This window comes from Thalassotalea sp. PS06 (assembly GCF_007197775.1).
Classification (GTDB): Bacteria; Pseudomonadota; Gammaproteobacteria; order Enterobacterales; family Alteromonadaceae; genus Thalassotalea_A.
The window spans coordinates 3,024,187-3,047,428 of record NZ_CP041638.1; the positions used below are offsets into that span (position 1 = coordinate 3,024,187).

Sequence of the window (23,242 nt, forward strand, 5' to 3'; positions counted from 1 at the left end):
GGCAATTTAATAGATTTTTCATTCAAACTTGCCCATCCGGGAATGCCCGTGAGGTAATTCTACGGCGTACTCGCTATTTGAAATGGAATGACCATTCCTAAATACCGACGCCTTGTATAATTCCCTCGGCTGACATTCTGACTAGACCACATAATTAAGTGGATTGGTATAAGCAAGTGCTCATTGTGCGATTGCTGCTAACGTTACATTTTCTGGAAAAGTACGTGCAGCTTCTCTAACGTTGCGTCAATCTCGCTGACTTTAGTGGGTGCGATAAAGATGGTGTCGTCACCGGCGATAGTACCCAGTACGCCATCGGCTTTACCCAATGAATCCAACAAACGAGCAATTAACTGTGCCGCACCCGGACTGGTGCGCAGGATTATCATCATTTCATTGGCTTCGATATCGAGTACTAACTGACGCAGCGGACTTTTGGCGGTAGGAACACCAAGCTCTGCTGGCAGACAATAAACCATTTCCTGCCGTGCGTTACGGGTGCGCACGGCACCGAATTTACTCAACATCCGGGACACTTTCGACTGGCTGATATTATCAAAGCCCTGAGCGCGAAGCGCTTCGACTATCTCACCTTGAGAACCAAATCTTTCCTGTTTCAGTAAATCTTTAAAAGCATTCACCAATGCTTCCTGCTTTTGCTGTAATGACATATTGATTGTTCTTCTATCTAACGAAAGTAAACTTGAATCTTTTTCCCGAAAGCATACCATCAAATACCTGATGTTGATATAAATCGATTGTATTTTTAGTTACATTTCTGTATCGTTTGTGCACCCAAAATTTGGTTGATTTTTTCCGGTGAAGTTCAAATTGCTTCAACCAGGATATTAACGTTTTCGGGAGTAGCTGGTTTAGCGACAGATTTTGCCCCCTAAATTCCTGCCACTTCTCATATAAGTTTTGAACTAAACTTTGACGTATCCTGAATCCAGGACGACTATCAATCGAGCATAAATTAAAGTAATTACTCAATCCTCGGAGAAGTTAAATGAAAGTTACTGTCTTAGGCGCAGCTGGTGGTATCGGTCAAGCGTTATCTTTACTATTAAAAACCCAATTACCTGCCGGTTCAGAATTGTCTTTATATGACGTTGCTCCAGTAGTTCCTGGTGTTGCTGTAGATTTATCACACATCCCTACTGCAGTATCTGTTGAAGGTTTCGGTAAAGAAGACTTAGATTCTGCACTTGCGGGTTCTGACGTTGTATTGATCCCTGCAGGTATGCCTCGTAAGCCCGGTATGGATCGTGCTGATCTATTCGCTGTAAACGCCGGCATCATCAAAACTCTTGCTGAAGGCATCGTTAGAAACTGTCCGAAAGCGTTAGTTGGGGTAATTACTAACCCAGTAAACGGCACTGTGCCAATCGTTGCTGAAGTATTCAAAAAAGCCGGTACTTATGAAGCAAACCGTGTTTTCGGTGTAACCACTCTTGACGTTATCCGTTCTGAAGCTTTCGTTGCAGAACTTAAGGGTCTTGATGTTGCTAACACTAAGGTTCCGGTAATTGGTGGCCACTCTGGTACCACTATCCTTCCTCTTCTTTCCCAAGTTGAAGGTGTTGAGTTCACTGAAGAAGAAGTTGCCGCACTTACTCCACGCATCCAAAACGCGGGTACGGAAGTTGTTAATGCTAAAGCCGGTGGCGGTTCTGCGACACTTTCTATGGGCGCAGCTGCAGCGCGTTTTTGTCTTTCTCTTATTAAAGGTCTGCAAGGCGAAGAAAACGTTATCGATTACGCATACGTTGAAGGTAACACTGGCGACGCACAATACTTCGCGCAGCCAGTTCGTCTAGGTAAAAACGGTGTTGAAGAATACCTACCTTACGGTGAGCTAAGCGCGTTTGAGCAAAAAGCAAAAGACGACATGCTAGCAACCCTTAACAAAGACATTCAGGAAGGCGTTGATTTTATCAACCAGTAATCCGAACTTGAGTTTCTAAAAAAGCCCGCTTCGCGGGCTTTTTTGTTTTTGGGAGAGGACTGCGTCGAATTTAGCCATGGATGGCTTATATGCAGAAAATGCACTAATACATGGAAGTATGTAGATAGAATAACGCACTAATACACGGAAGTATGTAGGTAGAATAACGCAGGAGCGGTTATCGAGGAGCAGTTATCGAGGAGCAATTTTCTGTTTTAGCCATGGATGGCTTATATGCAGAAAATGCGGGAGCAATTTTCTGTGAGGACGCTGTCGTAGAGGACGCTGTCGAGAAATTGAGTTTCTCTTGGTATGTATCGCAAGCGATACTTCGAGCGCACAATCAAAGATTGTTCCAGGTACGCGACATAAAACGTCGCTTCGAGTGAAAAGCAAAAACCCTTGCGTCATTCCCTGATACTACAGGGAATCTTGGTTCAAGCTACATATCTCGAAAGTGCTAGCCGGAACCACATGCCATCCTGTTTATTTACATCGTCATCCCGTGCTCCGACACGGGACCTCCCTTCGGTGTACTGAGACTTGTTTACTTAGTTCTTGAGCTAAGAAGTTGAAATAAACAGGATAACAGCATGCGTTAGCAGGTCCCGCATCAAGTGCGGGATGACGGTCAACTTTATAGATATAGCGGAAGGTTCAATGGCTAAAACCCGCATAGCCAGGCCGTTGAGGAGGCGCTTCAACAAGCGCCATTTAAAGATATTGCAGAGTAATTCTAAAGTTTGTAACAGAGATAAGTTAAGCGGAACGTTCCACGGCAATTCCCGCTAATGCGATTAATGCCTGTTTGTAATCACTTTCGGGTAGGTCTTTTAACGCATCAATTGCTTTTTGCGATTCTTCCATCGCTTTTTGATACGTGTATTCCAGTGCCCCTGTGGTTTCTAAAATACCAAGGATCTCTTCCAGATGTTCCATACCATTGCAGGTTTCAATCGCTTCGCGAATACGCTTTTCCTGAGCATCGGTTCCTTTTTGCATCGCATAGAGCAATGGCAAGGTAGGCTTTCCTTCACTTAAGTCATCACCGACGTTTTTACCCATTTCCTGAGCATCCGCAGTGTAATCCAATAAATCATCTACGAGCTGGAATGCAGTACCTAAATGACGACCATAAAGCGTCATTGCATCTTCGACATCATGAGGTTGCTTCATAATAACCGCAGCTAAACGCGTAGCCGCTTCAAACAACTTCGCGGTTTTGCAGTAGATAACCTGCATATAGCTTTCTTCAGTCGTGTCGGCATCATTACAATTCATCAACTGCAGGACTTCACCCTCGGCAACAATATTGGTTGCATCGGATAGCACTTCCATCACCGTCATATTTTGCAGCGTTACCATCATCTGAAATGAACGGGTATAAAGAAAGTCACCAACCAGAACACTGGCACTGTTGCCGAATAATGCATTTGCGGTTTCTCGACCACGTCGTAATTCTGACTCGTCAACTACATCGTCATGTAACAGTGTTGCGGTATGAATAAATTCAATAATCGCCGCAAGGCATACATGATCTTTTCCTTCGTATCCCATTGCCCGAGCGGCAAGGACCGTAAGTAATGGTCGCATACGCTTGCCACCAGCATTGACAATATACATCCCGAGCTGGTTAATTAACGCCACGTCCGATGCCAACTGCTCAAAAATCAGCTTATTGACGGCATCCATATCCGATTGCGCTAAGGACTGAATCTGTTCAATTTTCATATAGATTTGCTACTGTTACTCGCTAGTTCTTCTACGGTAAGTGTAATTAACGAAAAAGCCATAGATTGATAGTAAAATAAGATTGCTGATTTTACACGATTTTAAGGGATAACAAACCTTTATTAAGGTTTGCAATTAAAAGCCCGGTTACCCTTGTGTGAATTAAAGGTAACGCCCGACAGAGCTGCTTCTGACATAAATATAACTTTGGCGAAAAAACTTACAGAAATTTTATAATTAGGCTTGCTCTGGGAAGATTCTTAGCGTAGAATCCGCGACCTATTATTTTAATTTGCGCGTCAATTTATTCGACGCATTACGGAGTAGCTATGTACGCGGTATTCCAAAGTGGTGGTAAACAGCACCGTGTGAGTGAAGGTCAAACCATTCGCCTAGAGAAACTAGAGCTGGAAGTTGGTTCGACAGTTGAGTTCGATAATGTATTAATGGTTGCCAATGGCGACGATATCAACGTAGGTGCGCCTTACGTTGAAGGTGGTAAGGTTACAGCTGAAGTTGTCAGCCAGGGCCGTGCCGATAAAGTAAAAATTGTTAAATTTAAACGCCGTAAGCATTCACGCAAGCAAATGGGCCACCGTCAGTGGTTCACTGAAGTGAAGATTACTGGTATTAACGGTTAATAGGAGTCTTTAAAAATGGCACATAAGAAGGCAGCTGGTAGTACTCGTAACGGTCGTGATTCAGAAAGCAAACGCTTAGGTGTTAAGCGCTTTGGTGGTGAGACTGTTTTAGCGGGTAACATTATTGTTCGTCAACGTGGTACTAAATTCCACGCTGGTAACAACATGGGTATGGGTAAAGACCACACTCTATTCGCTCTAACTGACGGTAAAGTTCAGTTCGAAGTTAAAGGTCCTCAAAACCGTAAGTACGTAAGCATCGTTGCTGAGTAATCTACGGGACAGAGTTCCAAAAAAACCTCGCTCTGCGAGGTTTTTTTTTATTACATGGATGTAAGTATGCCCGGTTAGCAGGACGCGGTAAGGGTATGCAGGAGATATGCTTCGTCGAGATATTGGCGTCCATGATATCTCGACATACCGTAAATCCTTTTACATATCCTCACGACCCATGGATGGTTTCCTACAAGGATGTTGATATATCGATTGTGTCTGGAACTGACAATCGATTCTAGTGGGGGTTTATGTCTAAGAAGGCTAAGTATGCCCGGATTTCGCCATGGATGGTGTATATATCGAAAATGCAGGAGCAATTTTCGTATAGCAGGACGCGGTACGGGTATGCTGGAGATATGCTTCGTCGAGATATTGGCGTCGATGATATATCGACATTGTAAATCCCTTTACTTACCCTGAAGGGTTTATATACAAAATAGAGTCTAGAATTAATAGACAAAGTTTTTAATCGAAATCTATTGTTCTCTCAAATAGAGAGTCTACTGAGCTTTAAGTTTCAATAGATGAAATCGGAGTAATATAACCTCTCATGAAATTCGTTGATGAAGTTGAGATTCGCGTTGAAGCCGGAGACGGCGGTAACGGCTGTGTCAGTTTTCGCCGTGAGAAATATATCGAATTTGGCGGCCCTGATGGTGGCGATGGCGGTGATGGCGGTGACGTTTATCTAATTGCCGACGAAAATCTCAATACCTTGATCGATTATCGGTTCGAGCGTTTTCATAGCGCAACCCGCGGTGAAAATGGTAAGTCTCGAAACTGTACCGGTAAAGGCGGTGACGATCTGGTACTAAAAGTTCCGGTGGGAACCCGTGCCATTGATGTTGATACAGGTGAGCAGGTTGGTGACTTAACCCACCATAAACAAAAACTCATGGTCGCTAAAGGCGGCTGGCATGGTCTTGGTAACACGCGTTTTAAAAGCAGTACCAATCGTGCTCCGCGTCAGAAAACCAATGGTACGCCAGGCGAAATCCGTAACCTGAAACTCGAGTTACTGTTATTAGCTGATGTTGGTCTTTTAGGTTTACCGAATGCCGGTAAATCTACCCTTATTCGCAGTGTATCTGCAGCCAAGCCTAAAGTTGCCGATTACCCATTTACAACCTTAGTACCAAACCTGGGTGTGGTTCGCTTAAATGCACAGCGCAGCTTTGTTATCGCTGACATCCCGGGATTAATCGAAGGTGCGTCCGATGGTACAGGCCTTGGTATTCGCTTTTTGAAGCACTTAGAACGTTGTCGCGTGTTGTTGCATCTGGTCGATGTATTACCGGCTGATCAGAGCGATCCGGCAGAAAATGCCCTGACAATCGTTCGTGAGCTTGAGCAATACTCTGAAGAGCTTGCGGATAAGCCTCGCTGGTTGGTCTTCAATAAAATGGATTTATTGTTAGAAGATGAAGCCAAAGAAGTGATGGACCGCGTGATCGATGCCCTTGAGTGGGAAGGTGAGGTTGTTGAAATTTCTGCATTCAACCATGAAGGCACGAAAACATTAACAGAAAAGTTAATGAACTTTATTGAAACCCTGCCAAGCGTTGAAGAAGCTCTGGAAGAGGAACAGGAAGTTGAATTCAAGTGGGATACCTATCACAAGGATACCATTTCCGAATTCGAAGACGATGATCTCGACGATGATGACTGGGATGAAGACGATTACGACGTAGAAGTCGAATATCGTAAATAGAGCCTTCAGCCAGTAGAGAGCCCTCAGCCATTAGAGAGCCTTCAGCTATTCAATTAGAAACTCCCTAAACGGGAGTTTTTTGTTTTTAGGCTACCGCTATGTCATTGCTGACATAAAGGATTCATGACACAATTGCCTCACTTTCAATACAACTGAATAAGCGTATCTCATGCCTGTTTTATCCATGATTGTTGCCCATGCGGATAACCGCGTTATTGGCAAAGATAATCAAATGCCTTGGCACATGCCTGCGGACCTTAAATACTTCAAGCAAACTACATTGAAAAAGCCTGTAGTTATGGGACGTAAAACCTTTGAATCCATCGGATTCCCTCTGCCTGGACGTCGAAATATCGTTATTTCCCGAGACAAAGATTATAGCGCCGATGGTATTGAAGTGGTTTCCAGTATTGATGCGGCATTAGCTTCCGCACAAGAAAGCGAAGAGATTATGGTTATTGGCGGTGGCAGTATTTACGAGCATTGCCTGGCATCTGCTGATCGCCTTTATATTACCGAGATTGCTTTGAATACCGATGGCGATACCTATTTCCCCGACTATTTATCCGATAACGCCTGGCAATGTGTTTCAGAACAAGAGCATCTTGCAGACGATAAAAACCCTCATAACTATTGCTTTAAAGTTTATGAACGAGTACTCAAAAACAATTAGCGATGCACGTGTTCTAGAATGGTGACAGGGACATAAGAATAGTTTTTATTTGACTAAAATCTAAAAAAACCGAGAAGTCCCGGTTTTTTTAGATAGGAATAAGCCTTAAATGGTTGAACGGCGATACTGTCGATACTGAGGTTTCCAGAAGTTCCTCTCAATATTTTTCAACAGTTGCTCATCACTTATTTCCAATGCTAAGCCTTGCTGCTGAGCAAGCTTACCAATCGCAAACGCAATATCTTTACTCAAAGAGGCTATTTGCGTTAACGGTGGTAACAGATCGCCCTCGCCTTCATTCGCCAATGGCGACGCATTGGCAAGCGTTTCACTGGCTACCATCAACATTTCATCGCTGATAAATTTGATATTAGCAGCCAATACCCCAAGACCAATACCCGGGAAAATGTATGCGTTATTACACTGGGAAATCGTATGGGTTTTGCCGTCATAGGTTACTGGCTTAAACGGACTACCTGTGGCAACAATGACGTCACCATCGGTCCATTCAATCACTTCTTCAGGGCGGGCTTCAACTTGACGTGAGGGATTACTCAATGGAAATACGATTGGCGTGTCACAGCCGCGTTTCATGGTTTTGATAACTTCTTCAGTAAACAAACCACCAACTCCGGAAACACCAACCAGAACCGTAGGTTCAACATTTGCCATAACCTCCAGTAATGACGCGTGCTCACCCTCAATTGCCCAGCCAGAGGTTAAGGCAGTTGGTTGTGCTAATCGTTGTTGGAAATCACGAAGCCCCTGCATATCGTCGGTTACCAGACCATGACGATCAATCATATAGACACGTCCACGGGCTTCGGTATCGCTCAGGCCTTCCTGCTTCATTTGCGCGACCACTTGTTCGGCAATACCACAACCTGCACTTCCACCGCCGACAAACACCACCTTTTGCTCTGACAACGCCTGCTTTTTAGTACGACAGGCAGCCATTAAGGTGCCAACCGTAACCGATGCGGTACCTTGAATGTCATCATTGAAACAGCAGATTTCGTTTTTATAGCGTTGCAACAATGGCATGGCATTCGGTTGCGCAAAATCTTCGAACTGCAACAAAACATTTGGCCAGCGACGTTTCACCGCCTTAATGAACAGATCAACAAATTCGTCGTACTCTTCCTGACTAATACGCTTGTGACGAGCGCCCATATACATAGGGTCATTCAGTAGTTTTTCATTGTTAGTTCCAACATCTAACATCACCGGTAGCGTGTAAGCCGGGCTGATACCACCACAGGCGGTATACAAAGATAGCTTACCAATCGGGATCCCCATGCCACCAATACCCTGGTCGCCAAGACCAAGAATACGCTCACCGTCGGTAACAACAATAACTTTTACTTTTTGTTTTGTTGCATTATGGAGGATATCGTCAATTTGATGACGTTCTGCATAAGAGATAAACAGACCACGGTTAGAGCGGTAGATATCAGAAAATCGCTCACAGGCATCGCCAACGGTCGGGGTATAAATAATTGGCATCATCTCTTCCAGATGTGCCTGCACCAACGCATGAAACAGGGTTTCATTTTTATCCTGGATATTACGAAGATAGATATGCTTATTCAGCGAATCACGGAAGCTCGAATACTGCATGTATGCGCGCTCAACCTGCTCTTCAATCGTTTCAAAACGCGGTGGTAATAATCCTGTCAGGTTAAAACTCACTCGCTCCTGAGCAGAGAAAGCACTACCTTTATTAAGCAGAGGCGTCTCTAACAGAGTCGGCCCAGCATAGGGAATGTATAAGGGTCCTTTTTCAGAAGGTTTTGTCATAACTACGTCGCTTGTCAATGAATACCAATGGTGCAGAAGGCCGCGTATTGTACTGAGTTTTAGCGCAGGTTAACACCTGTTCGTTGCAGATCAGACCTGTTTATAAGTAATTTGTTGCCGAATTTTAACAAAACGCCGCGCTGGTAATACCAAGGCCTTACTTAATTGAACATTATGGTTAAAGATTCACTCAGGCGTGTTTAGTCCATTTCATCCATCCAGGCGAGTTGGATAGCTTCAAGGACGCGCTCACCGCAATGGTTTGGATCATCATCAAAACGCTCGAGCGCCAGCACCCATTGCATCAATTCTGGAAAATGCAGTTGACGGGGATCGACATCGGGATGTTGTTCGATCAAATCCAATGCGATTTCTAACGAATCGATCCATTTTAATCCCATAGGAAATCTCCAATAAAAAGCGACACCCTAAAGCATAGTAAAAATAAAAACCCGTGTGAAAACACGGGTTTTTAGATGGGAAAAAATATTGTATTAATTAACCAGCGCGAATCCACCTGGCACGTGATAAACGTGTTCGAAGTCCAGTCGTTTTAACGCGTTAGCGGCGGCGGCACTGCGACTACCACTGCGACAAATACAAATAAACTTAGTGTCTGCCTTTTCGCCATTAAAACGATGAATAAAGTCAGTGATCCGGGTTAATGGAATATTGACGATTTTCTGGTCATCCAAATACTCGCGACGATGAGCCTCAAATTCGTGAGGTTCCCTGACATCAACCACCTGAACGTCCGGATTGTCAGCCAGAAAGTTTTGCAGTTTATCCGGAAAAACATCTATGAGGGTACTATTTTGCTGGGCAATCAAACCACACAGCTGTTGTTCACCTGCTTGCAGAATTTGTGCGTCTAGTTGCGCCTTTTGCTCAATAAACTCGGTTTTTGACACTTCATCAGCTAATAATTTTGCAAGCAATGGATTAGCATTTGCTTCCAGAGCAAGGGTCGTTGAAAACAGTTGCTGATAATCGTGAGCCGGGCACAATAGTGTATCCGGTGTAACAACTTCAGCAAGTAACCGAATAGAATCAAATAAATGTTCAGGCATCGACCCATGTAAATCGCTGCGACCGATACCACCAATCTGAATCAAATCGCCGGCAAATACATAATCGATATTCTCTTTCTTTAATACCCCATCTGCTGGCTTACCTAACAAATAGGCACGAGAATTTTCGGTATGACCAGGTAGAGGCAGGTTTGCTAAAACCTTGTCGCCGACTTCAATAGCACTGACGGTTTGACCGTTTTCCAGCGTTACCTGACCATGAGTTTCAGGCCAGCCCAGATTATCTACAATGGTTTGTTGCATTGCATCGTGCATCAGGCTTCTCAGCATTTGTGAGCAATCTTCCTGATCCTGATGGAGATGGGTATTTAATACCCCAACTACCTCAAACTGACGGCAATTAACTAAGGTTTGAAAACGTTCACTGAGCTCAGCAACCGGATCAATTAATAAAATTTGTCGAGATGCCTGGCTCACGTAACACCAGGTCACCTGATTATCGTATCCCCACTGTTGCAAACCATCTACATCGGCGTCGGATTCGCCATTGGCGTCAGTAAGCAATAAGCAGTGATGTTGCATGGCAACCACAGCATCTTCGATGGCTATACAGGCTCGATCAATTTCTTCTTGCGTAGAAGCCGGTCCAAACGACAAACGTATCGCCCCTTCACTCTGCCATTTAGGTTTACCCATTGCATCGAGAACAAAGCTACCTGTGACTTTTGAGCTGCAAGCTGAACCACTGCTAACACGAATGCGAGCGGCATCAAACAAATCCATAATGTCTTTGCTAGATAACCCTTTTACTGAAAAGTTCAGGGTCGTAGGTAACGAGCAATCAAAATCATGGTTATAAACGATATTCTCAAATGCCTTATTCAGCGTATCTGCTAATTGTTGGCGGTAACCACACAACACATCATGAGATTTAAAGGTGTCATCCTGCTCATCGTTTAGCAACTTGAAGATTGCATTCAACGAAGCAATACCCGGTAAATTTTCAGTACCGGATCTTAAGCCACTTTCCTGACCACCGCCGGCAATAATTGGTGTATAAGGCGACCCATGGCGAACATACAGCATGCCAATGCCTTTAGGACCATAAAGTTTGTGCCCCGAAAATGGCGCATAATCGATACTGGTTTTGGCAATATCTAAGGAAATTTTTCCTAACCCCTGAACACAATCAACCATCCAGAGTACGCCCGGATTGTTATCTCTAATGACCTGCTCTAACGCCTTCAAATCCTGAAAAACACCAGTTTCGTTGTTGGCAACCATGGTACAGATCATCAAGGCATCACTCGCGTGTCTAGCGATAAATTGATAATCAAGAATGCCCCTTTCGTCGACCGGTATCGCTAACACTTTGGCATCGATATTTAACATCGCATTCCAGTGTTTTAAGGTTTCAGGCACTGCTTTGTGTTCAGTTGCGCCATACAGTAAAACCGGATTAGCGATGGTTTTCGCTTTTTCCCGACATGCATTTAGCGCAGAAATAATGGAAGTCTGAATACCTTCGGTAGCGCCCGATGTAAAGATGATATCACCAGAGTCAGCGCCAATAACCTGACGAGCAAGCATACGGGTCGATTCGAGTATGTATTTTGCCTTTAACCCCGTCATATGGCTGGAACTTGGATTGCCATAACAAAGGTTCATGGTATGGATAGCAGCTTCAGCGGCTTGGGGAAGCACAGGCGTAGTTGCATTATTATCAAGATAAATTTCGTCTGCCTGCGGCTGAATATCGGTAAGGTTCAACATAACAATTAAGGATGATCGGGAAACAACGAGGACTTATTCTACATAATTATATCTAGTAACACTAGGTTATAAGCCTGACTTTTTGAACAATGTCAAAGCTGCTGATTTTTCTGAATTTAACGAATAATGTATCTGAATATTATCGCCTTTCGATAAAGTTTTTGTTAAAGCAGGAATTCCTTGCATATACTTGAAAAACATCGCTTTTAAAAATTTCCGATTTAACAAATAAATAAATTGGTAATAGCAACACTGAGAACTGAACAATGAAAACAAACCAGCAGTTGTCGTGTCTTGCGGTTCTACTTGCCAGCTATTGCGCACCAGCCTTTTCAGCAATAGAAGTATATAAAGACGAGAATACTTCCATCGTAACCCAGGGTTTTATCCGTGTGGTTTATCAAAAAGTCGATGACTTTGATCAATTTACGGATTCAGGTTCGCGCCTGGGTTTTAAGATATTCCACGATATTCAGAATGACTGGACCACAGGAATTAATGTCGAATGGGGTACCCAGTTTGAGGTTAACGGCAATTTCTCTATTGGCGGCAATTCGCAACCCCCGGCCGATGGCAGCGATGCCGCATTAACTTCAAGGCTGGGGAATGTCTTTGTAAAACATGATGATTGGGGACAAATAACGCTTGGTAAGCAACTCGCAATCTACTATCTCGCTCTCTATCACACAGACTGGTACAACTATTGGGGAGGTTCTGCAAATGGTGCTTTTAACTTAGGAACCGATGGAGGATTCTCCGGAACAGGGCGAGCAGAGCAAGCACTAAGCTGGGTTAAGTCATACGGTGCATTCGATTTTGGTATTCAAATACATATCCAGGACGAGCCATTAAACATTGATATCGGAACGTGTGAGGAAACTGATTTAAGTCAGGACCTATGCCGGTTATTTCGCCAGTTTGACGGGGAACAGTTGGGCCGAACAGGCAATGGCTATGGTGCTTCCCTTGGTTATAATCTTGGAGACTGGTTATTTACGGTAGCTTACAACTTAAATACGATTGATATAGACCCAATCTTCGGGAATCTTGGGGTTGAAGATGGCAAAGATGAAATCTGGGGAGCCGGCATTAAATATGGGGAATTTGGCAGTGATGGGCTTTACATGGCGTTAATGTACAACGAATCATCTTTGCATGAAGTTGACGACAGCGGTCTGTTTTACGATGCCAGGGGTTCGGAGTTAATGGTGAAATATAATTTTACGAATAACTACGGAATCTATGCGGGCTACAATGACCTTCAGGCAAGAGATTCGTCGACTCCATATCACCTTCATCACACCTTGTTTGGTGGCGAGTATCGCTTTGATCATATTAGCGGCCAGATATTCTTTGAAGGGAAATTCAACGATCTGGTATTCAATGATAATAGCAAAAACGGCGAGTTCGAATTTGCTGTAGGCATTACATACAACCTTTACTAAAACCGATGCTACTGGCGCCAGAACAAAACATCCTGACCTATCGTTTTTATGGCAAAGTTAAAAGTTTCCATTTATGATACCAAGCTATTTTATTTATCTTGGCAGGGTCAATTAATGCGCGCCGTTTTTCTGGATCGCAGCACCATCAATCAGGACATCAGTTTCCATTCAATTGAGAATGCTGTTGATAATTTTAGTCATTTCGCCAGTAGCAGTGACGAAAAAATCGTTACTCGCGCCAAATTTGCCGACATCATTATCACCAATAAAGTGGTGATTAGCGCTGACGTTATTGCTCAACTACCAAGATTAAAATTGATTTGTATTACCGCCACCGGGACCAACAATGTCGACCTACAGGCAGCCGCACAAGCTGGCGTTCAGGTCTGTAATGTTGCCGGCTATTCTACTACGTCCGTCACTCAATACGTTTTTGCCATGTTGTTGGAGTATTTTCAAAAAACCAGCCATCAGGTAGCGGATATTAATGCTGGTGCCTGGCCAAACAGTTCTGTGTTCTGCCATTTCGCCGCTCCAATTGATGAATTAGCAGGGAAGACTCTGGCAATTGTCGGCTTTGGTGCCATTGGTCAATCGGTAGCTAACGTCGGCAAAGCCTTTAATATGCGGGTATTGGTCAGTGAGCGTCAGGGTGCCCGTGATGTTCGCCCGGGAAGAGTGAAGTTTGAAGATGCGCTGGCACAAGCCGATATTATCAGTTTACACAGCCCGTTAACGCCGCAAACTGACAATCTCATTAATAAACAAACCATTGGGTTAATGAAACGCTCTGCTGTACTTATTAATACCGCCAGAGGGCAACTGGTAAATAGTCAGGATTTACTTACTGCGCTGCGCAGCAAGCGTATCGCTGGTGCTATCCTTGATGTCCTGGAGCAAGAGCCTCCGTCAGCGGATCATGTGTTGCTACAGCAGTCAATGGCTAACCTGATGATCACCGCTCACATCGCCTGGGGAAGCCGTCAGGCTCAGCAAAGGCTGATTGATACCACGGGCAGTAATATCTCTAACTACAAAAAAGGCCATTTAACCAATCGTGTAGCTTAAGCTTCAGAAACTGGTATTAAATGACCTTTTAGATGGATGTTAACAGGCAACAACTCGGTTACCTCAGCCCCCTCGCCGTTAAGCACAAGCCGAAACGGGTAAGATACGATCGCCGACTTTATTGAGAACATCCACTTCGCCTTCGCAAACAGCAATAATGGATTTACCTTTCTTATAGTCTTCCGGGATAATAACCCGACCATTACTTTTAGTTTTTACGGTCAGGTATTTGTGATGTAACTCAAGTGAGTTGTTGTCGTAGTAGATTACGGTAACCTTCATGTATTATCCGATATGAAATTTTAATTTTTCTTATTATCTGTTCAATATAAGCTGATTTAATACCAATTCCATTAAATTCTCACTGAGTGGGAAACACTTAGTGGACTTGGTATAGCCTCCCCGAACCAGCTAGTTTCAGAATCCTTTCCATATCTCGCCAGTTAATGTAACTAAGTTAATCATCACTGACAACTATTTATTGTACGGCTTTACAAATAGTTATCTCGAATCCTACCATATTGAAAATACAACCACTGCCCCGACCTCCTGAGCGCTGGTAGCGGAAATTTCTTCAATCCGTGTTGATAAAGAGGAAGTTCGGGTATTTTCACGCCAGCGACGCGCTCAGCCAGGCGTTTACCTGCCTGTACCGAGAAGGATACACCAGAACCACAATATCCCATTGCATAAAAAATCTCATCATCTTCATAGACATGAGGAATATCATCGAGCGACATACAAATCCAGCCAGCCCAGGCATAGTCGTAACAGATATTGTCCAAAGCAGGGAAACTTTGTTTCAATACTGATAATAATCGGTTGGCGTAATAGGGATTTTCCGCCCCCTTGCCTGTGATAGCACCACGGCCACCGAACAGGATGCGGTTATCTGGTAGCTTGCGATAGTAATACTTGAGCGCACGAGTATCCATTACCACATTAGAGGTTAGGAAATTACATGACTTGAGCTGATCTTCAGTCAACGGTTGGGTGACAATAATCTGCGACAATACCGGTAAAAAGCGATTATTAACAACAGGGTTAAAGCCTTTGGGAGTATAACCATTGGTGGCAATCACCAGTTTTTTGGCCTTGATAGTGGCATTTGGGGTTTTGATTTGATGGCCATCGGGTAAGCGCTGATAAGCCAGCGCCGGGGTTCCGGTATAGATATTTACCCCAGACTTAGCCAACAGCTGTTCATAACCTAGGGCAAGCTTTAGAGGGTTTAAGCCAAAACCATCATTAAAACGAATCGCTCCATAGGCGTTCTCATCGCGCATGTATTGCTGGTGCAGAGCTTGTCGATTCAATACCTCGACATCATAACTAAATAGCTGATTCAGCAATTTCGCCTGTTGCTCAAGGCCTGCCATCATACTCGGCTTGTGCGCAACCTTGATATACCCCTTGTCCTGTACCTGGCAATCTATTCCTTCGGCTATCAGACTATTAACGATATCCACCCCGGAGCAGGCCTCCTGGTAGATACCTCGCATAACCTCTTCACCCCATTTTTTCTGCATCGCCGTCCAGGCCATACGTCCAGTGGATTTGAGAATAAAACCAGCATTGCGGCCACTGCATCCCCAAGCCGTCTGATTCGCCTCAATCACCATGGGTTCAATGTTATGCTCTCGAGCCAAATGCAATGCTGTCGACATCCCCGTATAGCCAGCACCGATAATCAATACATCGGTATCAAACTCACCTTCTAAACCCGGTTGAATTTTTGGTTTCAGGCCTAGGCTATCTGCCCAATAGCTATCAGGGTAGGCAAGATTTTCTCCTGGGGAGGTATGATGAAGCGGATCGTACATGGTTTGTTATAATCACTTGCAGACATAAAGGCGCTTATCATGGCAAAATACACCATGGTTTAACAGGTTTGATTACGTAAAAGTCTATGCAAGATCGTAAAATTAACTACAAAGAATTGGATAAAAGTCATTACGATGCGGTAATTGCGCTGGGCAATGAAGTACATGGAGATGGCTACCTGGACGCAGAGAAAATGGCGTCATGGGTCGAGAAAGGTATCAAAGACGAGATTAATTCTAATTTTGTCGCCATGGATGAAGACAAATTAGTGGGTTTCCGCATTTGTTACAGTCCGGGACAATGGCAAACGGATAAATGGTCGAGCCCAGCCCTTTGGAAAACCAGTGAAGCACAAACGGCCTATTTTAAATGCAATACCGTTGATGCCACTTACCGAGGTTATGGTATCGGCTCAAAGTTATTGAAACTGGCGACAGCTGCCCTAGAGCAGCAAGGTGCAAAAGCGGGAGTCAGCCATTTATGGCGACAAAGCCCGGGTAATAGCGCGGTAAAATATTTTACCAAATGTGGTGGCGAGTTGATTAAAGACCATCCGGATAAATGGCATCAGGATTCGGTCGAAGGTTATGATTGTCCTGTTTGTAGTGGCGAGTGCCATTGTGTCGCGGCGGAAATGATCATTTATTTCGACAACTAGTCGAACCCCTGTCCTTTGCTCTCTTAAAGCTTGCAGACACTGGTTTAAAACAGTGTCTGCTGATCCCTTGGATCGCTCGATTGCAGCGACCAGTCAATTTCCTGCAAACCTTTTTTCTGCAAGAACTCATTGGCTTTGGAAAAATGCCGGCATCCAAAAAAACCCCGGTAAGCGGATAATGGTGAAGGATGGGCTGAGGTTAAAATCTTATGCTGCGGGTTATCGATAACCTTACCCTTATTCTGAGCATGGCTCCCCCAAAGTAAATAAACCATTGGCCGCTGCTGACGATTCAACTCGGCCATAACCTGTTCGGTGAAGTCCTCCCAACCGAGTTTACTGTGGGAGTGGGCATTACCCTGGCGAACCGTCAAAACCGTATTGAGTAGCAACACACCCTGCTCTGCCCAGGCGGTTAAATCTCCGGAATCAGGTGCTGAAAAACCGGCAATATCCTGTTCCAGCTCTTTAAACATATTTCGAAGTGATGGTGGAATTTTCACGCCTTTGGATACGGAAAACGCCAGACCATGGGCTTGTTGCGGGCCATGGTAGGGGTCCTGGCCTAACACCACAACCTTAACCATATCTAAAGGTGTGAGTTCAAATGCTCTGAATACGTTAACATCTTCAGGGTAGATAACCTGACCAGCATCACGCTCAGACCTTACAGTTTCGCTAATGTTCTTGAAGTAAGGCAGGCTGGTTTGCGATGCAAAAAAGTCCTGCCAGGTACCTTGCGGAATTTTCCAGTCAGACACTAACTGACGGCCTCATTTAAAAGCGGTGATGCATATTTGCCCATCAATAAAGTTCTTAATTGTGAGAACTCATTGTCCATAGGCAATGACAGAATTTTTTCTGAGGCACAGGCTGCCAGCTCTTTTGGCAATGCCAACGGCTGACCTAAAACACTTTCAACCGTCTCTTTAAACTTCGCTGGATGCGCAGTCCCTAAAAATACGCCAAATTCGTCGTTTTCCAGATCCTGCTGCAATGCACGATAAGCAACACTGGCATGGGGTTCACTGATATACCCAAGACCGTTTAGCTTGATCAGGGTCATTTGCGTCTGCTCTTCATCGATGGTTTGCGCACTAAGACTCTCTTTCGGAATAAAACCCGCCGTTACCAGATGCTCAACCCGAGGCCAGTTATTAGGACGCGAAACATCCATAGCATTGGACATAGTCGCTATCGTCGGATTCGGCGACCAGGTGCCAGAGCGAAGATAACGAGGCACAGTGTCATTAGCGTTGGTGGCAGCAATAAAGCGTTTGATGGGTAAACCTAAAGCTTTTGCCAGCATACCCGCTGTCAGGTTACCGAAGTTACCGCTTGGCACAGAGAATACTAAATCATCAAATTTGCCACGTTGGCGATACAGCTGCGCGGCCGCTTCAAAGTAATAACAGATTTGCGCCAACAAGCGGGAAATATTGATCGAATTAGCAGAGTTCAGGCCGATGGATTTACTTAGTTCATGGTCATCAAAACTATCTTTCACTAATTGCTGACAATCATCAAAGCTACCATTTACCGCAAGCGTAGAAATATTGCCACCTAAGGTTGTGAACATTTTTTCCTGTAGCAAGCTGATTTTGCCTTTCGGGTACAGGATCACCACATTGATATTTTCCAGACCACTGAATGCGTGTGCAACCGCAGCTCCCGTATCGCCAGAGGTGGCTGTTAAAATGGTAATTTTTTCTTTGCTCTGGCGGGTAAACGCCTGCAGACACTGAGCCATAAAACGACCACCGAAATCTTTGAACGCCAGAGTCGGACCATGAAATAGTTCAAGCACAGCGCAGCTCTCTGAAATTGGCTGAACTAACGCCGGAAAATTAAAGGCACGGGTAACGATATCTTTTAATTCTTCGCCGGTTAAGTCTTCACCAACAAAAGGCTCCAGGATTTTACAGCTGCGCTCAACTAAAGGTAGGGATAATAAACCTTCAATATCGTCCAAAGGCGTAATCGATTCAGGAAAGAATAACCCCTGATCCTTGCCAAGTCCCTGTCGAACCGCCTGGCTAAAACTCACTTTCTCTTCTGGATGTTTTAAATTATAAAATTGCATGCTTTACCCTACCAATACCTTTGCACCGTGAACGTCTGTCTGACAAATGTAAACAAACCCTTCTGATGACTGTAAATAATTTTCTTGTAAAAATGTTTGAATTTGCGCGGCCTTTTCTTTGTCTTCGGTAACCACAAACATGGTTGGGCCGGAACCGGAAATGCCACTTGCCAATGCCCCTAATTCGGCAACGCCCTGGCGACAGGCTTCGAACCCTGGTAACAGGCTAGCGCGATAGGGTTCGGCGATAACATCGCGTAGATGATTCATTGCCTGAGACAAATCCTGGCGATAGCAGGCATCAATAAAGGTCGCCAGATTCTGGCCAAATTCAATCGCTGTCGCTTTCGAATATTGCTCAGGCAATACTTCCCGCGCAGCCTTAGTGGATACATTAATTCCTGAGTAGGCCATCACAAAATAGCATTGCTGAAAACTTGGGATTTCACGGCTGATGATATCTGCATCGTTAACCATTAACTGCAAGCCACCTAAAAAACACGGCGCGACGTTATCATAGTGCAAACTACCACTGATTTGTGCTTCCATTTGTCCCATCATGGCCAATAGTTGCGCATCATTAAATGGCTTTTGATAGTACTCATTTAACGCTACCAGGGCCGCAACAATTGAACAAGCGCTGGAGCCAAGGCCACTGCCAACCGGCATCCGCTTTTCAAGGGTTAACTTCACCCAGTCAAATTCCTGAGACTGTTGTTTTAGATGCTGTTGAAACAGTTCGATACAGCTAAACACGATATTCTGTTTTGGATCGGCAGGCAATTTATCAACAAAAGGGCCAACCATCTGCAATTGGTTATCGCCGCCATCGCAGCCTTCAATCGCAACGATATCACCGAGTAATTCACCATTGATTGGCTGCACTGCCATACCCAGCACATCAAAACCTACACTGACGTTTCCGATTGAGGCAGGAGCAAAAACTTTAATGGTCATTTACAACTCCTGCTTCCAGGCCAACGTCCGCAGCAGGTCGCCAAATACGCCTGCGGCGGTAACTTCGGCACCAGCACCATAACCACGCAATACGAATGGGATTGGCTGATAGTAACGTGAGTGAATAGCCAACGCATTTTCACCATCTTTAATAGCGTATAAAGGATGCGAGGCGTCAACAGCTTCGATAGAAACTTTACAGCCATCGTCATCAATACTTCCGACGTAACGCAATACTTTGTTTTCACTACCAGCAGACGCCACTTTATCGGCATATACCTGGTCCAATTGGTTAAGGTTTGCCATAAAGTCATCGACACTGCCTTCGGCATCAAACCCTTGCGGTAATACCGATACCACCTGGATGTCATCAAGTTCAAGTGCCATGCCGGCTTCACGAGCCATGATCAACAGTTTGCGTGCCACATCCATACCACTTAAATCATCTCGAGGATCTGGCTCGGTAAAACCGTTTTGTTTAGCAATCGCAGTCGCTTCAGAAAGGCTCATGCCCTCATCTAATTTTCCAAAGATGTAGGAAAGAGAACCGGAAAGAACGCCTTCAAAGCGTAACAATTGATCCCCGGCCTTAAACAGGTTCTGCAGCGTATCGATGACCGGCAGGCCTGCGCCAACGTTAGTTTCGTATAAGAATAAACGATTGGTTTTCGCTGCCGCTACCCGAAGTTTCTGGTAATACTCCATCGACATGGTGTTGGCTTTTTTGTTCGGGGTAACCACGTGAAAACCTTCTGACAGAAAGCTTTCATATTGTTCCGATGTCTGGTCGCTGGATGTACAGTCAACAATAACCGGGTTGATTAAGTGATTCGAACGAACAAACTGCTTTAAGGTATCTAAATTCCATGGCTGACCTTTCTCTAACAACTCTGGCCAATTGCTTAATTCCAGACCATTACTGTCAACAACCATGCCTTTGCTATTTGCCAGGCCATGCACCCGCAAATCAATCTGCTGGTCTTTAAGACTGGCCTGCTGACGCTTGATCTGTTCCAGTAATTCACTACCAACAACGCCAGTGCCGATAACGAAAGCATCAATGGTATGACGATGGGAGAAGAAGTTCTGATGACACACTTTCAAGGCGTCGGTACATTTTCGTTGCTCAATAACAACGGAAATACTCCGTTCCGAGGAATCCTGAGCGATAGCAACGACATTGACCCGTGCCTGGGCAAGAGAGCCAAACAATTTAGCGGCAACGCCACGTTGCTGTTGCATGCCATCACCAACCAACGAAATGATCGAAAGATTTGATTGTAAAGCTACCGGCTCAAGCAGTTGGTTTAATAATTCCAGTTCAAATTCCTGTTGCAAACTCTGCTGCGCCCGCGGTGCATCCTGACTATGGATGCAAAACGAAATACAGTATTCAGAAGAAGACTGGGAGATCATTACCACCGAAATCTGTTCACGACTCATGCATTCGAATACGCGACTAGCCATGCCAACCATGCCTTTCATGCCTGGACCGGAAACATTTACCATGGTCAGGTTATCAAGGTTAGAAATGGCTTTAACCTGCTTCTTGCCTTCATCTTCATTAGCAATCAAAGTGCCCGGCGCCTGCGGGTTGGTGGTGTTTTTGATCAAACAAGGAATATGATACTGGGCGATTGGGCCTATGGTTTTCGGGTGCAGTACTTTCGCACCAAAGTAAGAAAGCTCCATCGCTTCCTGATAAGAAAGATAATCGAGTAGTTTTGCGTCTTTAATCAAACGCGGGTCGGTATTATAAACACCATCAACATCGGTCCAGATCTCGCAACACTCGGCATTACAGCAAACCGACAACACTGCGGCAGAATAATCCGAGCCATTACGACCAAGGGTCGTTAATTGTGATTGGCTGTCAACACCGATAAAACCGGGCATTAGGGCGATATTTTCCAGCTCCTGATAAGCTGCAGCGAACTTTTCACGACAGGCAGTTAAATCGGCGATCGCATTTAATGGAGAATCATTGGTTTGTAAAAACTGTTCCGGGTCAAGTACCGAGCACTGGCGAAGACTCGCACTTAAAAGTGCTTTTAGGGTGGCAACGCTCAAACGCTCACCGATACTGATGATACGAGCTTTGATATGGTCCGGACAGTGGCTAAGCATTGCCGCGCCTTGCAGGTAGCGTCGTAATTGATTTAACCAGGTATTTAACGCATCGTCGGCAATCTCCTGATCAAACGCAGTGTCAGACTCGGCGAGGCCATTAAAGATAGACTGCACAACCTGCTGCAGCTTTGCAAGACCGGTTTCCAGCGCCTCACCTTCTGGCAATTCTTCGCTTAACGCCACTAAATGATTAGTAACGCCTTGTGGTGCCGATACCACCACAGAAATCGGAGATTCCTGGCTTTTATCGACGATAATTTTATATACGGTTAAAAATCTGTCCGCATTGGCTAATGAAGAACCACCAAATTTCAGTACTCGCATATCTATCTACTCCTGATTGATTATTTTTATATCGGGCTAATACCAATTACTCTGAGTAAGCAATAATTTAATGTAATTGATATACCGACATCCCTTAAACAAAATTGCTAACCTTTGGTCGAATATATCGACAGGCCCTAAAACGAAAAAACCCGTGAGCTTTGCAGGTCACGGGCTTAGGTAAAGTCTTTTTTTACGCGTTAGCCAATGCCCACCATAATAATGGTGGTGGTAGTAATAATGTGGAGAAGGTGCGTAAAAATGTTCATGGATTCACTCTGCCGCACAAATAATCGACTGTCAACATGTTTTTAACAATTATAGGTGCAATTGTTTCGGCGAGCGTTTTATCTAACTAAAAGAGCAGCTTGGTGTTGTTGCAACCAGCGTTTGGATTTTTTGAAATTGGGATAGAAGTGTTCGACCAGCGCCCAAAAATCAGATGAATGATTTTGATGAACCAAGTGACATAATTCGTGGACGATAACATAATCAACCACCGAATCCGGTGCCATAACCAAACGATTATTGAGGGTGATTCTCGCCTGGTTATCACAACTTCCCCAGCGAGATTTGTAAAAGCGAATTTTCAGAGAAGACGATTCAAGGCCGGTAATACCCTGCCAATTGTTAAGGCGTGCGGCAAATAATGAAGTGGCTCTTTGCTGGCAAAACTTATTGAATGCATCAGACAGAAGTCGTTGTTGTTGCTCTTCGTCATGTTGAAAAAGCCGCTCTGAAAGATAAAAGTGACAAAGCTTTGCTTGCCAGTTCAAGCGAATCGTTACATACCTGGTTTCAATGAAATCGTCCCCATTACCGGTATTATCTGCAGAAATCTGTTGTCGATTAAATTGTTGCAACGGGCATTGAGCAATTTGCCACGATTCCCCTGCGATAAAAATCTTTTCCCCCGGGGCAAGCCAAAACGTCTTAGGTTCGGATAATATCTCCTGCTGCTGACGCAATTTTTCATCTATCCAGGTTTGCTTTTCAGCAACAAAGCGAGCAATTTTCGAGGAATCTAGCCAGCTCGGAGATAATACCCGAACTTTGCCGGCCTTGATTTGCAATGACAGGGTTTTGCGACGAGCTGAACGGACGATCTCAATACCATCTAAAACGGCGGCTGAGGTATTTTTGTTTTTAAAAAACATAAATCGGAATGG

At 44.5% G+C, this 23,242-nt stretch carries 20 protein-coding genes; 8 read left to right on the forward strand and 12 right to left on the reverse strand.

The genetic code is table 11. From position 1 onward, the window contains the following. Positions 1 to 203: 203 nt before the first annotated feature. Positions 204 to 671 carry a transcriptional regulator ArgR gene (gene argR / locus FNC98_RS13285; RefSeq protein ID WP_143581690.1) on the reverse strand — a complete coding sequence of 156 codons (468 nt, stop codon included), beginning with the start codon at positions 669 to 671 and terminating at the stop codon, positions 204 to 206. A 338-nt stretch (positions 672 to 1,009) separates the two neighbouring features. On the opposite strand from argR, the gene mdh reads away from it, so the two are divergent. Next, the gene (gene mdh, locus FNC98_RS13290) at positions 1,010 to 1,948 is read left to right on the forward strand and encodes a malate dehydrogenase (RefSeq protein WP_144034794.1); all 939 of its coding nucleotides are present in this window, start codon (positions 1,010 to 1,012) and stop codon (positions 1,946 to 1,948) included. 759 nt (positions 1,949 to 2,707) lie between these two features. On the opposite strand, the gene ispB is transcribed toward mdh, so the two are convergent. Beyond that, positions 2,708 to 3,679 carry an octaprenyl diphosphate synthase gene (gene ispB, locus FNC98_RS13295; protein ID WP_144034795.1) on the reverse strand — a complete coding sequence of 324 codons (972 nt, stop codon included), beginning with the start codon at positions 3,677 to 3,679 and terminating at the stop codon, positions 2,708 to 2,710. A 329-nt stretch (positions 3,680 to 4,008) separates the two neighbouring features. Between ispB and rplU the strand changes: the two genes are divergently transcribed. From rplU to folA, 4 genes are all read left to right on the forward strand, one after another. After that, positions 4,009 to 4,320, forward strand: a complete 312-nt coding sequence (gene rplU / locus FNC98_RS13300; protein WP_138318594.1) for a 50S ribosomal protein L21 — start codon at positions 4,009 to 4,011, stop codon at positions 4,318 to 4,320. Between the two features lie 15 nt (positions 4,321 to 4,335). Continuing rightward, on the forward strand, positions 4,336 to 4,593 hold the full coding sequence (gene rpmA, locus FNC98_RS13305; protein WP_144034796.1) for a 50S ribosomal protein L27: 258 nt from the start codon (positions 4,336 to 4,338) through the stop codon (positions 4,591 to 4,593). A 553-nt stretch (positions 4,594 to 5,146) separates the two neighbouring features. Further along, positions 5,147 to 6,307, forward strand: a complete 1,161-nt coding sequence (cgtA, locus tag FNC98_RS13310) for an Obg family GTPase CgtA (RefSeq protein WP_144034797.1) — start codon at positions 5,147 to 5,149, stop codon at positions 6,305 to 6,307. A gap of 169 nt (positions 6,308 to 6,476) precedes the next feature. Then, positions 6,477 to 6,980 (forward strand): type 3 dihydrofolate reductase, encoded by a 504-nt coding sequence (gene folA, locus FNC98_RS13315; protein ID WP_144034798.1) that lies wholly within the window; start codon positions 6,477 to 6,479, stop codon positions 6,978 to 6,980. Positions 6,981 to 7,085: 105 nt separating this feature from the next. Here the strand turns inward: folA and FNC98_RS13320 are convergent, their stop codons facing one another. From FNC98_RS13320 to FNC98_RS13330, 3 genes are all read right to left on the reverse strand, one after another. After that, positions 7,086 to 8,780 carry an NAD-dependent malic enzyme gene (locus FNC98_RS13320; RefSeq protein ID WP_144034799.1) on the reverse strand — a complete coding sequence of 565 codons (1,695 nt, stop codon included), beginning with the start codon at positions 8,778 to 8,780 and terminating at the stop codon, positions 7,086 to 7,088. 200 nt (positions 8,781 to 8,980) lie between these two features. Further along, entirely contained in the window at positions 8,981 to 9,181 is a 201-nt protein-coding gene (iscX, locus tag FNC98_RS13325) for a Fe-S cluster assembly protein IscX (protein WP_144034800.1), read from the reverse strand. Between the two features lie 93 nt (positions 9,182 to 9,274). Continuing rightward, the gene (locus FNC98_RS13330; protein WP_144034801.1) at positions 9,275 to 11,584 is read right to left on the reverse strand and encodes an aminotransferase class V-fold PLP-dependent enzyme; all 2,310 of its coding nucleotides are present in this window, start codon (positions 11,582 to 11,584) and stop codon (positions 9,275 to 9,277) included. Positions 11,585 to 11,850: 266 nt separating this feature from the next. Between FNC98_RS13330 and FNC98_RS13335 the strand changes: the two genes are divergently transcribed. Together FNC98_RS13335 and FNC98_RS13340 are read left to right on the forward strand one after the other, a co-directional pair. Next, complete coding sequence (locus tag FNC98_RS13335; protein WP_144034802.1) at positions 11,851 to 13,029, forward strand: porin; 1,179 nt, start codon at positions 11,851 to 11,853, stop codon at positions 13,027 to 13,029. A 114-nt stretch (positions 13,030 to 13,143) separates the two neighbouring features. Continuing rightward, on the forward strand, positions 13,144 to 14,097 hold the full coding sequence (locus tag FNC98_RS13340) for a D-2-hydroxyacid dehydrogenase (RefSeq protein ID WP_144034803.1): 954 nt from the start codon (positions 13,144 to 13,146) through the stop codon (positions 14,095 to 14,097). A gap of 78 nt (positions 14,098 to 14,175) precedes the next feature. Here the strand turns inward: FNC98_RS13340 and FNC98_RS13345 are convergent, their stop codons facing one another. Further along, positions 14,176 to 14,379 (reverse strand): TIGR02922 family protein, encoded by a 204-nt coding sequence (locus tag FNC98_RS13345; protein ID WP_144034804.1) that lies wholly within the window; start codon positions 14,377 to 14,379, stop codon positions 14,176 to 14,178. A gap of 209 nt (positions 14,380 to 14,588) precedes the next feature. Continuing rightward, positions 14,589 to 15,920: an NAD(P)/FAD-dependent oxidoreductase gene (locus FNC98_RS13350; RefSeq protein ID WP_144034805.1), complete on the reverse strand. Its 1,332-nt coding sequence runs from the start codon at positions 15,918 to 15,920 to the stop codon at positions 14,589 to 14,591. Positions 15,921 to 16,006: 86 nt separating this feature from the next. Here FNC98_RS13350 and FNC98_RS13355 point away from each other — a divergent pair, with 86 nt between their 5' ends. Beyond that, positions 16,007 to 16,579 carry a GNAT family N-acetyltransferase gene (locus FNC98_RS13355; RefSeq protein WP_144034806.1) on the forward strand — a complete coding sequence of 191 codons (573 nt, stop codon included), beginning with the start codon at positions 16,007 to 16,009 and terminating at the stop codon, positions 16,577 to 16,579. A 44-nt stretch (positions 16,580 to 16,623) separates the two neighbouring features. Here FNC98_RS13355 and ung read toward each other — a convergent pair whose 3' ends face one another. The 5 genes from ung to FNC98_RS13380 all read right to left on the reverse strand — a co-directional run bounded on the left by ung (position 16,624) and on the right by FNC98_RS13380 (position 23,230). Continuing rightward, positions 16,624 to 17,325 (reverse strand): uracil-DNA glycosylase, encoded by a 702-nt coding sequence (gene ung, locus FNC98_RS13360; protein WP_144035571.1) that lies wholly within the window; start codon positions 17,323 to 17,325, stop codon positions 16,624 to 16,626. Between the two features lie 14 nt (positions 17,326 to 17,339). Next, complete coding sequence (gene thrC / locus FNC98_RS13365; RefSeq protein ID WP_144034807.1) at positions 17,340 to 18,662, reverse strand: threonine synthase; 1,323 nt, start codon at positions 18,660 to 18,662, stop codon at positions 17,340 to 17,342. A 3-nt stretch (positions 18,663 to 18,665) separates the two neighbouring features. Then, on the reverse strand, positions 18,666 to 19,619 hold the full coding sequence (gene thrB / locus FNC98_RS13370; protein WP_144034808.1) for a homoserine kinase: 954 nt from the start codon (positions 19,617 to 19,619) through the stop codon (positions 18,666 to 18,668). Further along, on the reverse strand, positions 19,620 to 22,073 hold the full coding sequence (gene thrA / locus FNC98_RS13375; protein ID WP_144034809.1) for a bifunctional aspartate kinase/homoserine dehydrogenase I: 2,454 nt from the start codon (positions 22,071 to 22,073) through the stop codon (positions 19,620 to 19,622). 347 nt (positions 22,074 to 22,420) lie between these two features. Then, the gene (locus FNC98_RS13380) at positions 22,421 to 23,230 is read right to left on the reverse strand and encodes a M48 family metallopeptidase (protein WP_144034810.1); all 810 of its coding nucleotides are present in this window, start codon (positions 23,228 to 23,230) and stop codon (positions 22,421 to 22,423) included. Between the last annotated feature and the right edge of the window lie 12 nt (positions 23,231 to 23,242).